Here is a 13,122-nt window from a genome sequence, read left to right on the forward strand (position 1 = left end):
TTGCTCGCTCGGGAGATCAACAGGTGGAATTGTCTTAACACGACGGCGCCGGTCTGTCCCGATCCTGCCGCCGCCTCAGTCATATAGGAAGCGCGGCGGCGCGCCGCATCCCCCTTAGTCGCCGGCTGCCGGCGCGTCGGTCGGAGCCTGGGTCGGCGGCGCCAACTCGGCCGGTGCCTGCTCCGCGGGAGCTGGCTCGGCCGCGTCGTCTTCCTTGCCGAGAATACGGGCGCGCAACTGCGGCTCGATGTCATCGGGCAGGACGCCTTCGAGCTTGAGGACCAGCGCGTCGAGGAAAGGCTTCGACTTCGCTTCGTTGACCCAGGTCGGGCGATGCTTCGCGTCGATCAGCCAATTCCAGAAGGCAACGGCCACGACGATCAGCAGCAGGCCGCGGGCCGCGCCAAACAGGAAGCCGAGCGTCCGGTCCAGCGCGCCGATGCGGCTGTCGATGATGAAGTCGGCGATCCGGGAGGTGATGAACGAGATCACGATCAGTGCGATCAGGAACACGATACCGGCGGCACCGGCCATCGCGATCCGATCGTCCGTCGTGTAGTTCTTGATGTAGGGCAGGATAAACGGGTGGAGATAGTAGGCCGCCGCGACAGCACCAACCCAGCTGGCGATCGACAGCACCTCACGCGAAAAACCGCGCACCATGGCGAGCACGGCTGAAAACAGGACGACGCCGATGACAATACCGTCGAAGATCGTGATGGGCATAAATTCAGAACTCCAAGTCCGGGCCGCAGGCCGCCGGTTTTCCGCCGCTTGCGAGGCGCCATCCCTTTAAATTCCCGTCCCGAAAGACGCAAGGATCAATGCTCGTCCGCCTCCGAGGAAGCGCGCAACCGCGAGCCCGCAATCATCGCCACAAGATCCGGCAGGCTCCCGATCTCGCTCAGACGTCCCATCGCACCTTTGGGCAGGTCGGCTGATGCAGCCGGCAGCACGGAGGCGGAAAAGCCGAGCTTTTCGGCTTCTTTAAGGCGTTGCGCGGTGTGAGCCACCGGCCGGACGGCGCCCGACAGGCTGACCTCGCCGAAATAGACGCAATCCGCGGGCAGGGCAAGCCCGGCGAGCGATGAAACCAGTGCGGAAGCGATGGCGATATCGGCAGCCGGCTCGGAGATGCGATAGCCGCCGGCGACGTTGAGATAGACATCGTGCTGACCGAGCCTGATTCCGCAGTGCGCTTCAAGGACAGCGAGGATCATCGCCAGTCTCGACGAGTCCCATCCGACGACGGCGCGGCGTGGCGTGCCAAGTGAAGTCGGGGCCACCAATGCCTGCACCTCGACAAGCACGGGCCGCGTCCCCTCGATGCCGGCGAAGACCGCGGCACCGGGCGATTTCTCGTTGCGTTCGCCGAGAAAAAGCTCGGACGGATTGGCAACCTCGCGCAGCCCCTTGTCCGACATTTCGAACACGCCGATCTCGTCGGTCGGTCCGAAACGGTTCTTGACGGTGCGCAGGATGCGATAGTGATGGCCGCGATCGCCCTCGAAATAGAGGACTGCGTCGACCATGTGCTCGACCACGCGCGGTCCGGCGATCTGGCCCTCCTTCGTGACATGCCCGACCAGCACCATGGTAGCACCGGTCTGCTTGGCGAAGCGGATCATTGCCTGCACGCCGGTCCGGACCTGGGTCACGGTTCCCGGAGCCGAATCGGCAGTATCGCTCCAAAGCGTCTGGATGGAGTCGATGATCACCAGATCGGGGCGCTTGCCTTCCGAGATCGTGGCGAGGATATCCTCGACATTGGTTTCCGCGGCGAGCAACACGTCCGTTTCTGCCGCGCCAAGGCGTTGGGCGCGAAGACGCACCTGCGCGACCGCTTCTTCTCCCGAAACGTAGATCACGCGGTTGCCCTTGCGCGACAGCGCCGCGGCCGCCTGCATCAGAAGGGTCGATTTGCCGATGCCGGGATCGCCGCCGATCAAGACCGCCGATCCGCGCACGAAGCCGCCACCAGTTGCCCGGTCAAGTTCGCCCATCCCGGTCGGGATGCGTGGCGCTTCCTCGATCTCGCCTGAAAGAGAGGTGAGGGTGACGGCGCGTCCCTTCTTCGGCACCTTGCCTGGGCCGGAGCCGATGCCGCCCATAGGGTCTTCCTCGACGATGGTGTTCCATTCACCGCAGCCGTCGCACTTTCCGGCCCAGCGAGAGTGCACCGTGCCACAGTTCTGGCAGACGAATTGGGTTCTGGTCTTGGCCATGCCGCGCTTCTCGGTCATTGTTCCTGAGCGGAACAAAATGTGAATCATGCGTCACAGATAGGCGGAACGATACGACCAATGCAAGGGTGGCGTGGGTTCATTCTGCCGGGTCGACGTAGAGCCGCTCGTACCGCAGCCCGAGCCCGGTCAGCATCTCGTAGCCGATGGTGCCGGCCGCGCGAGCGGCTTCGTCCAGCGAAACATTGGAGCCGAAGAGCTCGATATAGTCACCGGCCCGCACCGCGTTTTCCGGGACGTCGGTCACATCGAAGATCGTGATGTCCATTGTCACGCGCCCGGCGACGGGCACCTTGCGCCCCGCGATGAAACCTGTTGCTCCTGTTATTCCGGTTTCCCTCAGAGGTACGCCGCTGCCCGAGAGGTTGCGCATCCAGCCATCGGCGTAGCCGACCGAGGCGACCGCCAGTCGGCTGTCACGGGCAAGCTTGAGCGTGCCGCCATAGCTGACGGTTTCTCCGGCTTTCGCCTCGCGCACCTGAAGAACACGGGCTTCGGCCTTCACCGCTGCCCGCATTGGATTGGCCACCCCGTTGACCGCTTCTCCGCCGTACAATGCGATACCGGGACGGGTGAGGTCGAAGTGGTAGTCCGGGCCGAGGAAGATGCCGGCGGAGGCGGAAAGACTTGATTCAATGCCTTCGAAAGCATCGCTAACCTGCCGGAAAAGCTGGAGCTGTCGTCCATTCATCGGTGACGAGGGATCGTCACCGCAGGCGAGGTGGCTCATTACGAGCACTGGCGAGAAACTGGCCGGACGTGACACGTCGGCAGCGAGCGCCAGCGCATCCTCGAGCGGCAGACCCAGCCGGTTGAAGCCCGTATCGATTTGCAGCGCGCAGGGATAGTCGCCTCGCTCGGCGATCACCGACATCCAGAACGCCAATTGCTCCTCCGAAGCGATCACCGGCACGAGATCGTTTTCGAAGAATATTTCCTCCTGGCCCGGCCAGATCCCGCACAGGACGAAAATCCGTGCTTCGGGCGCGTAGGCGCGCAGCGTTGCGCCTTCGGAGGGCACCGCCACGAAGAAGTCGCGGGCGCCTGCATGGTAGAGCGTTTGCCCCACGTCCTCGATGCCCAGTCCGTATGCATCCGCCTTGACCACCGCAGCGGCGCGCGCCTTGCCCGAACGCTTCGCCATGTCATGCCAGTTATCCGCAATCGCGCCGAGGTGAACGGTCAGGCGGAGGGGGGCAGAGGCGAAAGCGTCCTCGGGTTCATGATAGGCGGCGAAGTCGGTCATCGGGGAGGTCCAGTGGAGGGTAGACCCCATCTAGCACGTCTTTTTGGTCGCTGTTGAGGCCAACAATTCAGAAATGGCCGACCTTGCCCAGATTTCGCAGGTTATCGCCTACTGCTTCGCCAGCTCCGCATCGAGCACCTTCAACTTCTCCAGCGTGAGAAGATCGGAGTCGACGACTTGTTTGACGGTATTCCTGTCGAAGTAGAGCAGTTCGCAGCGACGGTTTGCTGTCATCAATGGCTGCTCCCCGCGGAGAAGTCCAAGCGCCCGGCCGAAACCGACATGGGCCCCGATCGAGAGCCGCCGTGTGATCGTGGAGGGCGCCATCGACAGGAAGCGGGTCTTCTCAGGACCGTTCTCCATGTGGCTGGCAAGCGCAAGGTAAAGCAATCTCGGGTCGCCAGTCCGTCGCGCGTAGCTTTCCGCCAACTCGCGGGCGTAGGGGCCTATGACCATGGTGGCGCTTTGGCCGACCTCGTCGAGAAGCGCAACCGGCATCAGGATCGGGGCGTCCGGATCTTCTTCCATGCCCACGAGCTCCGCCAGACGCTCTCGTTCGACATTTTCGTTGTGCGGAAGCTCCTCCCGCGCCGATCCGAGAAGAATGACGGCCGCGCCACCATCGAGATCGATCGTTTCACCGGGCCCGTAACGCCGCCGGTGACCGCGAAGCGCCAGATCTTCCGATATCGGCAGACCGTTTGTCACATTGCTGGAGGCGGGGGCGGCGATGAATATGCCTTCGCGCGAGAGCGCATACCAGAGCCTTATCTGCAGCTGTGACTTAATCGTGTCGCGTTCTGCCCAGTCGGACGAGGAAAAGCGCACACTATAGGAAACGCATTTATTGTCGGCGTCAAAGCCCAGCAGTGTGGCATCCGGGCGCGGCTCTTCGAGAATGCCGGGAAAGCCTTTCAGCAGCTCATCCTCGATCACGGCCAGCACGTTCATCGGCGGCACGTTTGCATCGACGGTAAAGGCGATGGTCAACCGTGGCATATCCCCGCGGCGGACGATCTCAAATGCTTCCGTGCTCAGTACGCTGTTCGGCAGCACGACGGTGCTGTTGTTGTCGGTACGCACGAAGATTGAACGCCATTTGAGCGCCACGACTTCACCCGACACACTGCCGCAACTGATGTGGTCGCCGACCCGCAACTGGCGCTCGATTTCCAGCGACAAGCCGGTGAAAAGATTACCGAGCGTGGCCTGGAGCGCGAGACCGACGATCACCGTGGCGACAGCCGATGTTGCCAGAAGTCCGGAAACATCAAGGTCGAAGGCGTAATGCAACCACAACATTACCGCCGCGGAATACAGCACAAGGGACAGCATGGTGTGCAGCCGATCCGACCGGCCGCTCCGCGCCGAGCCGCCGGCCACGAGAATGAAAATCTGCTCGACGAACCGCGCAAGCGAGATTGCGCTCATGCCGGTCGCCATCATGAACAGGGCCGATGTGCCGAATGCGGGCTCGCCCGGCGACGTGAGCACCAGCAGCCAGCACAACGCGGTGATGGAAAACAGCGCCAGCGACATCATCGGCTCATTCCTTGTCCGGATCCGGCTTCGTGGCGCGCGTCGCGCCGATGGCTTCGTTCAGGCTCTTCTTGAGCCGGAGGATCGCGCGTTCGAGATCATGGAACTGGCCGTCCAGCTCTAGACCGGTTTCCACGGTTTTGCCGCCCGATGACAGGCTGACGTCATGGGCAACCTCGGTGATCGTCTTGAGCGGGCGGGTCACGTAGCGCCGCAGCAGGAAGAGGAAGATGGCACTCGTCAGTACGAAGACGCAGGTCAGCGACCCGACGGTCGTCACGACCCCCTTGATGGCGCGTTCCGTGATAGGGCGGAGCGGCACTTCCACGATCTGCATGCCGATGACATCGCCGAGTTTCCAGTTGAAACCACCGCCGGTGCCATATTTGGCGATCATTGCCTTCGGTGCCGCTTCCGGGGTCGAGTGGCATTGCAGGCAGGCGGGATTAGTCATGCGCAATGGTCGGCTGACATAAAAACGTCTCTGGCCCAGTCCGCCAATTTCGCCGTTCAATTCCTTCAGTTCCGCATTTTCCTGAAACTGCCGCAGCAGGCTGACCTCGAAGTCGTCTGCCCGATCCGCGATATTCGTCGGGTTCAGGGAACGCTCGTGATAGCTGTAGTCGGGAAACTGTGTCTTCAGTCCCCGCAGTGTTGTCTGCGCGCCATATGAAGGAACGATCTCCGGGTGGAATTCGCTGCCATCCTGCAAGCGGTTGATGATCGGCGCGATCTGTTGCCCGGTGTAGTTCCGGATCGATAGCGCGATCGACAGGAGAACATTGGCTTTCTCCGTCACCTCTTCACGCGCCTGCCGAAACTCCAGCGTGAAGGAGATGTAGCCGGCGACCAGCACGCCGAACAGGAAACAGAACGCGAGGATAATACCAAAGCGGGCTTCGATGCGCATCACGGTACCCGGGGAGTGGGAGAGGATGAAAGGCGAGATTCGGAAAACCCTTAAGCAGCTGTCATGTTTTCCACAACGACGCTTTTTGGGTGTATTTCGCCGAGGGGGTTGATCCCGATAATCGGTATCCGCAGCCTGTCACTTTTGTTCAAGACGCTGACCGTTGCCGGCGATATGCTGAACGGATGCACAATGTTTCGCAGGAACAGGCCACGATCGCCATGCCAACGCGCCCTTCGGAACGGACGCGCTTCTGGCGCGATCGGCGGTTTCGCCACATGGAATGCATGGAGGCGACGTTCGTTACGCATGAATTCGCGCCGCATTCGCACGATACGTTTTCGATCGGGGCAATCGAAGCCGGGCGGCAGGTCGCCATGATCCGAGGCGAGCGGGAGCACACAGGTCCGGGAGCGCTTTATCTCATCAACCCGGGAGAGACCCATGACGGGCAGCCGGGGACGGAGACTGGCTATCGCTACAGGATGATCTACCCCGACGCCGGATTGTTCACGGAGATCCTCGAGGAGGCGACTGGCCGGGCCTTTCATGGCTCCCCAAGTTTTTCCCGGCAGTTGTTGACCGACCCGCATCTGGCGGATGCATTCATCCGCGCGCATCGCAAGCTCGACGATGGCTCCAGTGAACTGGAGAGCGAGGAATCGATGTACTCGGTGCTGTCGGCGATGTTTGCCCGCCACGGCAGCGCGATCATCGTTCCGCGCGATCTTTCGGAACCGGTGGGAGTGCGGCGGGCGAGGGATTACATAGACGCACATTTCAGCGAGGAGATCGGACTGGAGGCACTTGCGCGACAGTCAGGTCTCAGCCGTGCCCACCTCATCCGCGCCTTTCGAAAACATTATTTCATCACCCCGCACGCGTATCAGACAGACCTTCGGGTCCGCTACGCTCGCCACCTGATGCGTATTGGTACCTCGCTGGCCGATACGGCCGCGGCCTGCGGTTTCGCCGATCAGGCGCATCTGACGCGGCACTTCAAGGCGCGGGTCGGGCTGACGCCGGGACAGTTTCGGCAGTCCTGATCACTTTCGTTCAAGATCGGTCCCTTGCGTTTGAAGTATCTCCTTCCCATCCTTGAGGAGAGAGCGCTGCCAATGTCCTGGAATGTCTCGGAAATCACCGCCGGAACGCGGGCGATTGCGCCACTCGTGGTGGCGGTTGTGCCGATCGGGCTGGTCTTTGGTGCGGTCGCGGCGACGGAGGGACTGTCACCGGCGGAAGCGCTGCTGATGAGTGCGCTTGTCTTCGCTGGCGGCTCGCAATTTGTCGCCATGGACATCTGGACCCATCCGGCAAGCGTCGCCGGCCTCGGCATTGCCGCGTTGCTTGTGAACATCCGCCATACGCTGATGGGCGTTTCCCTGGGCACGAAGCTGGACGCGTTTTCGTCGTCACAGAAGATCGCTGCCATGCTGTTCATGGCCGACGAAATCTGGGCCGTCGCCGAATTCAGGGCGAGGGCGGGAAGACTGACGCCTCTATGGTACTTCGGCGTCGTTGCGCCATTCTATTTGGCCTGGGTGTTGTCCGGTTTCATCGGTGCATTGATAGGGGCCTTACTGGGAGATCCCGTCGTTTACGGTCTGGACTTCGTATTTCCGGCGATTTTCATCGTGCTGGTCATGGGGTGCTGGAAGGGCAGCGAAACGGGTGCGGTTCTGGCGGCCAGCGCGGCAGCAGCGCTAACCGTGAACCACTATGTTCCGGGCGTCTGGTACATCTTGGCAGGAGCTCTTGGCGGCCTCGCAGCGGCCACAGTCGCAGTCCTCTGGCGGCCGGGAGCTGGCGAATGACCGTCGATTCAAACACCCTGCTGGCCATAGTCGCTATGTCTCTCGCGACCGCCGCAACGCGCCTTGCCGGTTTTGTCATCCTTCGGGCCTTCACGCTGTCGCCTGAGGTCCAGCGTGTCCTGCAGGCCATTCCGCCGTCTGTGCTGATGGCCGTCGTCGCTCCCACGGCCCTTGCCACCGGGTGGCCCGAGACCATCGCTTGCGCCACGGTTGCAGTCTTGGCGCTCCGGTTTCCGATGCTTCTCGCAGCGGCGACCGGGGTCGCCGTTGTCGCCGTTTTGCGATCGATAGGTTAGCCGGTCGAACGCTTCGGCGATGATCCGCCGGAATCACTGCGCGGGCGCGAGTTCACGGGCTTCCGCGAGGAAGCGAGTGCGGTATTCGGTTGGACTGATGCCGATCTTTCGCCGGAAGTGGTGTCGAAGGGTGTGCGCTGAACCAAATCCCACGGCATTTGCGACATCGTCGATCCGCGCGCCGGCGCCGCAAAGAAGATCCTTCGCTATAGCCACCCGTTCTGCCGTCAGCCATTCGCCTGGCGTGGTGCCTGTCGCTTCCGCGAAGCGGCGCAGGAAGGTGCGCTCGCTCATCCGGCATCGATGCGCCATTTTTCCGATCGTCCAGTCAAGCGCTATGTCCGCTCGCATCGCGTCGAGCAGGGGGGAAATCTCTGAGCCTTCCCGCTGGGCGACCGGACGTTCCAGAAATTGTGCCTGTCCGCCGGTCCGGTGGGCCGGCATCACGAGCCGGCGGGCCACCGAATTGGCCGCGGGCGCGCCGAAATCCTGTCGGATGATCTCGATCAGCAGGTCAATACCGGCGGCACTGCCCGCCGCCGTGAAGATCGCGTTGTGCGACCGGTAGAGCGACGCCTCATCCACATCTATCGAAGGAAATCTGTTGCGGAGGGCATCCGCATAACGCCAATGCGTCGCGGCAACGCCGCCGTCCAGCAATCCTGTTGCCGCCAGGACGAAGGCCCCGGAACAGAGAGAGATAAGGCGGGCGCCGCGTGCATGGGCGTCTCGCAACCGTTCACAAAGGTTTTCCGGTACAGGACTGTCGATGCCGCGCCAGCCGGGTACGACGATGATCTCGGCCGCGTTGAGCCGCTCGATCCCGCTATCGGCCGAAACCGTGAGGCCGCCATGCGCCCTGAAAGGGCCTTGCTCAATGGCGACGCTTTCGAACCGGTACCATCCGCTTCCCATCTCCGGGCGCGAGAGGCCGAAAATCTCCGCCACGATGCCGAATTCGAACGTGCAAAGCCCGTCATAGACGAGTGCCGCGACGAGAGGGCCGGTAAGGTGAGGGGACTTTGTCATGATTTTTACGTCTATTGTCATTCCCGCCAATTTTCAACAGCGGTTCTCCGTTGGATTATCGTTCCATCAAAAAGGAGACAGCCATGCCGACTGCCGTAACGACCGTCAAGCCCGCGCCCAGCGAGGTTGCTCGCGAACACTTCGCCGCCGAGTTCGAATTCGAGACCGATTGCTGGGATGTGCATGATGCTCTGTCAAAGGGACCTGACTTCGTCCTGCTGGATGTGCGCGGTCCCGCGCTCTACGCCAAGGGCCATGTGCCAGGGGCGATCAGCCTGCCTCATGGGAAGATCACGGGGCATCGCATGTCAGACTGGCCGGAAGATATGATATTCGTGACGTATTGTGCCGGACCGCATTGCAATGGGGCCGCCCGCGGTGCGCTTCGCCTGGCCGAACTCGGGCGCCCCGTCAAAATCATGGCGGGTGGAGTGACAGGTTGGATCGATGAGGGTTTCCCGCTCGCGACCGGCGAGTAGCCGGAAAACGAAACCCGCCTTTGAGGCGGGTTTCATGCTTAGTGTTCTTCGTACTGCGTAAAGCTCGGATCGGCGAGGTCCGCAAAGCGCGTGAACTGCGACTGGAAGGCGAGCTTGACGGTGCCGGTCGGTCCGTGGCGCTGCTTGGCGATGATGACGTCAGCAGTGCCGCGCACCCGCTCCATATGGGCTTCCCATTCCGGGTATTTCGGGTCCGACATGTCGCGGGGTTCCATGCCGAGCACGTAGTATTCCTCGCGGAACACGAAGAGCACGACGTCGGCGTCCTGCTCGATCGAGCCGGATTCACGCAGGTCGGAAAGCTGCGGACGCTTATCCTCTCGGCTTTCTACGCCACGGGAGAGCTGTGATAGCGCAATGATCGGGACGTTGAGTTCCTTGCCCAGCGCCTTCAGCCCCGTGGTGATCGCGGTGATTTCCTGGACGCGGTTTTCCCCTGATTTGCCGGTGCCGGTCATCAGCTGGATATAGTCGACCACCAGGCAGTCGAGGCCGCGCTGGCGCTTCAGACGGCGTGCACGCGCCGACAGCTGGGCGATCGAGATACCGCCGGTTTGGTCGATGTAGAGCGGAACCTTCTGCATGGTCTGGGAAAAGCCGACCAGCTTTTCGAATTCATGCTCGGTGATGTCGCCGCGACGGATCTTCGAGGAGGACACTTCGGTCTGCTCGGACATGATACGCGTGGCAAGCTGTTCGGATGACATTTCGAGGGAGTAGAACCCGACGACCCCACCGTTCTTGGCCTTGAACGATCCGTCAGGAAGCACCTCGGGTTCGTACGCCGCGGCAATGTTCCAGGCGATGTTGGTGGCGAGCGAGGTCTTACCCATACCCGGACGGCCGGCAAGAACGATCAAGTCGGATCGCTGCAATCCGCCCATCTTCGAATCCAGCGATACGATCCCGGTGGAAATACCCGAAAGGTTGCCGTCGCGCTCGAAAGCCGCGCCCGCCATGTCGACGGCAAGCGCCACGGCATCGGAAAACGCCTGGAAGCCGCCATCATAACGACCGTTCTCCGCCAGCGCGAAGAGACGCCGCTCGGTATCCTCGATCTGTGCCTGTGGCGGCATGTCAAGCGGCGCGTCGTAGGCGATGTTGACGACGTCTTCGCCAATCTGGATCAGCGCCCGCCGCAGCGCCAGATCGTAGATCGCCCGGCCATAGTCCTCTGTATTGATGATCGACACGGCTTCCGAGGCAAGACGAGCAAGGTATTGTGCGACCGTGAGGTCGCCGACCTTTTCATCCGCGGGAAGGAACGTCTTGATGGTGACCGGATTGGCGGTCTTGCCCATACGGATGATTTCAGAAGCGACCTCGAAAATCTTGCGATGCAGCGGTTCGTAGAGATGCTCGGGCTTGAGGAAGTCCGACACCCGGTAGTAGGCATCGTTATTGACGAGAATGGCGCCGAGAAGGGCCTGCTCCGCCTCGATATTGTTCGGAGCTTCGCGGTAAAGCGGCTCGGCGGCCTGCGGGGGCGTCATCTTGCGAACGGCATCGATCATGGTCACAACGGTCTTTTCAGTTTCGGCTGGATCATCCGGGTTTGGCCACCTCGGCTCTCGCAGTCAACAGCCATGACCCCTTCATTCGGCTTTTTCGTGTTGTCCACGTCTATCAACAGGCCGCTGAATGGTGGGCTTGACGGCAATCGAGGGAATCATGCCGGAGAAGCCATTCTATGCTGTGGGATGATTCTCTAAAATAGCAGGGAGAGCGTCGCGGCGGCCGAAGCCGCAAAATACAGAAGACCCGGCCCGCAAGATGCAGGACCGGGCCCCAGATTGTTCGTTCGATGAACGAAACCGCGGTTAGCGGTCGTCGTCTTCGTCTTCGGCTTCCGGATTGAAGAAGTCTTCCGGACGCAGCGCATCTTCGTCGACGCCGTAGATGGCGTCGGCCGAGGTGAGGCTTTCGCCCTTGGCCTGGCGCTCGGCTTCTTCAGCCGAACGGGCGACGTTCAGCTCGACCGTCAGTTCGACTTCGGAATGCAGGTGCAGCGTGACCTGGTGCAGGCCGATAGCCTTGATCGGGGTGTTCAGCTCGACCTGGCTGCGGCCGATGTTGAAGCCTTCGGCGGCCAGGATGTCGACGACGTCGCGAGCAGCAACCGAACCGTACAGCTGCCCGGTTTCACCAGCCGAACGCACGACGATGAACGACTTGCCTTCGAGGGCTTCGGCAACCTTCTGGGCTTCCGACTTGCGCTCGAGGTTGCGGGCTTCAAGGGTGGCGCGTTCCTTTTCAAAACGGGCTTTGTTGGCGGCGTTGGCGCGCAGCGCCTTGCCCTGCGGCAGCAGGTAGTTGCGTGCGAAGCCGTCGCGAACCTTCACGGTTTCGCCCATCTGGCCGAGTTTGGAGATGCGTTCAAGAAGAATGACTTCCATTGTCTTGTTCCTTTCAGTCTTGTGTTTCGTTGTTGTCTGATTTCGTGTCGGCCTTTTGAGCCGGCGTGAGGGCCACGGTCCGGCGCGCATCGGCCAGTCCGAGAATGAGAATGATGAAGGTCGGCAGCAGGAAAAGAACCGACAGGTATGCCAACACGAGAACCGGCAGGCGCCAGTCTTTGCCGCGGGTCCGCAGATGCAGGGAGGCAAAACCGGCCATCAGAAAACCCGCGCCGAATGTCCCGCACACAGTGACGCCAACGAGGCCGATCGGGCCGCCGACAAAGGCGGCTAGCAGGCCGGCGAGGAAGATCAGCATCGCGTTGCGGTTCATGCGCAGGGCTGAGGGCATGTCCTCCCGCGGGCGCTTGGCCCGGCCGGATGCCGTGACGATGCGCATCGCGAAGTAGTAGGTGGCAGTGAGCATCATCACCCACATGCCGCCCTGAACAACGGGCAGAAGCACGAGCATCAGCCGTTCGATCTGGGCGATGTCATCCGCAGTCGGCTGGAACGCCCCTTCCTGGGCGGTCGCCGCCGTCATCACGGCATTCACCAGTTCTCGAATGAACTCAGGGCCGTAACCGATCATGACGCCGAGGAACACAACCGCAAGCGCGATGAGCGCGCACAGATGCATCAGGATATCGGACAGCGGATACCAGGCAATCAGATGATCGGGCCCCCCAATTTCGGACGCGGGACGCGCGAGGCTGGCGAGATGACTGACCCAGCCGGCCGGCAGCAGGGTGAAAATGGCCATCGAAGCCGCGAAGAGCGGCGACACGGCGATCGAGCCAAGCGCTGCTGCGGTAACGATCGCGGCGATTGCCGCGACATTGCCCCAGCCCAGGCCGGCGATCAGGATCGGCATTGCGGATGCCGCATATAGAAAAGACGACAGAGACGGCTGCGCGTTCGCCGCCAGCACCAGCAGTGCAGCGGTCAGTCCGGCGAGCATGCCGGTGGTCAGCAGTTTTCCGTCCAGTTGTTTCACGTTCGCTGTCCTGCCGTTCAAGCAGTTAGGGGATTGCCCGGACCATTTCCGGATCCCCAACATGGGATTTTCCGGTCCCCGGCGCGTTTCGTGAACGGCTTGCCGGAGGCGGGGTGGTGTTCCGATCCGCGCCCAACGCGGAAGGGGAG

Annotated in this window: 13 protein-coding genes; 4 read left to right on the forward strand and 9 right to left on the reverse strand. The window is 61.9% G+C overall.

Annotation, left to right across the window (positions count from 1 at the left end; all coding sequences use genetic code 11):
• Positions 1-114: 114 nt before the first annotated feature.
• The 5 genes from J5J09_RS07880 to J5J09_RS07900 all read right to left on the reverse strand — a co-directional run bounded on the left by J5J09_RS07880 (position 115) and on the right by J5J09_RS07900 (position 5,938).
• Positions 115-726 carry a CvpA family protein gene (locus tag J5J09_RS07880; RefSeq protein ID WP_208549110.1) on the reverse strand — a complete coding sequence of 204 codons (612 nt, stop codon included), beginning with the start codon at positions 724-726 and terminating at the stop codon, positions 115-117.
• Positions 727-821: 95 nt separating this feature from the next.
• On the reverse strand, positions 822-2,225 hold the full coding sequence (gene radA, locus J5J09_RS07885) for a DNA repair protein RadA (protein ID WP_208549111.1): 1,404 nt from the start codon (positions 2,223-2,225) through the stop codon (positions 822-824).
• Positions 2,226-2,322: 97 nt separating this feature from the next.
• Complete coding sequence (gene alr / locus J5J09_RS07890; RefSeq protein WP_208553333.1) at positions 2,323-3,489, reverse strand: alanine racemase; 1,167 nt, start codon at positions 3,487-3,489, stop codon at positions 2,323-2,325.
• 108 nt (positions 3,490-3,597) lie between these two features.
• Positions 3,598-5,031, reverse strand: a complete 1,434-nt coding sequence (locus tag J5J09_RS07895) for a mechanosensitive ion channel domain-containing protein (RefSeq protein ID WP_208549112.1) — start codon at positions 5,029-5,031, stop codon at positions 3,598-3,600.
• Between the two features lie 4 nt (positions 5,032-5,035).
• Positions 5,036-5,938, reverse strand: a complete 903-nt coding sequence (locus J5J09_RS07900) for a DUF3365 domain-containing protein (protein ID WP_208549113.1) — start codon at positions 5,936-5,938, stop codon at positions 5,036-5,038.
• A gap of 185 nt (positions 5,939-6,123) precedes the next feature.
• Between J5J09_RS07900 and J5J09_RS07905 the strand changes: the two genes are divergently transcribed.
• The 3 genes from J5J09_RS07905 to J5J09_RS07915 all read left to right on the forward strand — a co-directional run bounded on the left by J5J09_RS07905 (position 6,124) and on the right by J5J09_RS07915 (position 8,051).
• A complete protein-coding gene (locus tag J5J09_RS07905) occupies positions 6,124-6,984 on the forward strand; it encodes an AraC family transcriptional regulator (RefSeq protein ID WP_208549114.1) in 861 nt (286 codons plus the stop codon).
• A 72-nt stretch (positions 6,985-7,056) separates the two neighbouring features.
• A complete protein-coding gene (locus tag J5J09_RS07910; RefSeq protein WP_208549115.1) occupies positions 7,057-7,755 on the forward strand; it encodes an AzlC family ABC transporter permease in 699 nt (232 codons plus the stop codon).
• Positions 7,752-8,051 (forward strand): AzlD domain-containing protein, encoded by a 300-nt coding sequence (locus J5J09_RS07915; protein WP_208549116.1) that lies wholly within the window; start codon positions 7,752-7,754, stop codon positions 8,049-8,051. Before J5J09_RS07910 ends, J5J09_RS07915 begins: the two co-directional genes overlap by 4 nt.
• A gap of 33 nt (positions 8,052-8,084) precedes the next feature.
• On the opposite strand, the gene ftrA is transcribed toward J5J09_RS07915, so the two are convergent.
• Positions 8,085-9,080 (reverse strand): transcriptional regulator FtrA, encoded by a 996-nt coding sequence (gene ftrA / locus J5J09_RS07920; protein WP_246745804.1) that lies wholly within the window; start codon positions 9,078-9,080, stop codon positions 8,085-8,087.
• A gap of 83 nt (positions 9,081-9,163) precedes the next feature.
• Here ftrA and J5J09_RS07925 point away from each other — a divergent pair, with 83 nt between their 5' ends.
• Positions 9,164-9,559 (forward strand): rhodanese-like domain-containing protein, encoded by a 396-nt coding sequence (locus J5J09_RS07925; RefSeq protein ID WP_208549118.1) that lies wholly within the window; start codon positions 9,164-9,166, stop codon positions 9,557-9,559.
• Positions 9,560-9,597: 38 nt separating this feature from the next.
• Here J5J09_RS07925 and J5J09_RS07930 read toward each other — a convergent pair whose 3' ends face one another.
• The 3 genes from J5J09_RS07930 to J5J09_RS07940 form a co-directional block, all read right to left on the reverse strand.
• The gene (locus J5J09_RS07930) at positions 9,598-11,094 is read right to left on the reverse strand and encodes a replicative DNA helicase (RefSeq protein ID WP_208553336.1); all 1,497 of its coding nucleotides are present in this window, start codon (positions 11,092-11,094) and stop codon (positions 9,598-9,600) included.
• Between the two features lie 306 nt (positions 11,095-11,400).
• Positions 11,401-11,976: a 50S ribosomal protein L9 gene (rplI, locus tag J5J09_RS07935; protein ID WP_208549119.1), complete on the reverse strand. Its 576-nt coding sequence runs from the start codon at positions 11,974-11,976 to the stop codon at positions 11,401-11,403.
• A 13-nt stretch (positions 11,977-11,989) separates the two neighbouring features.
• A complete protein-coding gene (locus J5J09_RS07940) occupies positions 11,990-12,973 on the reverse strand; it encodes a DUF2232 domain-containing protein (protein WP_208549120.1) in 984 nt (327 codons plus the stop codon).
• Positions 12,974-13,122 lie beyond the last annotated feature (149 nt).

Source organism: Ciceribacter sp. L1K22, from assembly GCF_017599385.1.
In the GTDB taxonomy this organism is placed as follows: Bacteria; Pseudomonadota; Alphaproteobacteria; order Rhizobiales; family Rhizobiaceae; genus Allorhizobium.

Bases quoted from the DNA above. Each gene is read 5' to 3' on its own strand.
- rplI (WP_208549119.1), bottom strand. From the start codon at position 11,976: ATGGAAGTCATTCTTCTTGAACGCATCTCCAAACTCGGCCAGATGGGC.
- radA (WP_208549111.1), bottom strand. From the start codon at position 2,225: ATGGCCAAGACCAGAACCCAATTCGTCTGCCAGAACTGTGGCACGGTG.
- alr (WP_208553333.1), bottom strand. From the start codon at position 3,489: ATGACCGACTTCGCCGCCTATCATGAACCCGAGGACGCTTTCGCCTCT.
- J5J09_RS07925 (WP_208549118.1), top strand. From the start codon at position 9,164: ATGCCGACTGCCGTAACGACCGTCAAGCCCGCGCCCAGCGAGGTTGCT.
- J5J09_RS07895 (WP_208549112.1), bottom strand. From the start codon at position 5,031: ATGATGTCGCTGGCGCTGTTTTCCATCACCGCGTTGTGCTGGCTGCTG.
- J5J09_RS07930 (WP_208553336.1), bottom strand. From the start codon at position 11,094: ATGATCGATGCCGTTCGCAAGATGACGCCCCCGCAGGCCGCCGAGCCG.
- J5J09_RS07905 (WP_208549114.1), top strand. From the start codon at position 6,124: ATGCACAATGTTTCGCAGGAACAGGCCACGATCGCCATGCCAACGCGC.
- J5J09_RS07900 (WP_208549113.1), bottom strand. From the start codon at position 5,938: ATGCGCATCGAAGCCCGCTTTGGTATTATCCTCGCGTTCTGTTTCCTG.
- J5J09_RS07915 (WP_208549116.1), top strand. From the start codon at position 7,752: ATGACCGTCGATTCAAACACCCTGCTGGCCATAGTCGCTATGTCTCTC.
- ftrA (WP_246745804.1), bottom strand. From the start codon at position 9,080: ATGACAAAGTCCCCTCACCTTACCGGCCCTCTCGTCGCGGCACTCGTC.
- J5J09_RS07910 (WP_208549115.1), top strand. From the start codon at position 7,057: ATGTCCTGGAATGTCTCGGAAATCACCGCCGGAACGCGGGCGATTGCG.
- J5J09_RS07880 (WP_208549110.1), bottom strand. From the start codon at position 726: ATGCCCATCACGATCTTCGACGGTATTGTCATCGGCGTCGTCCTGTTT.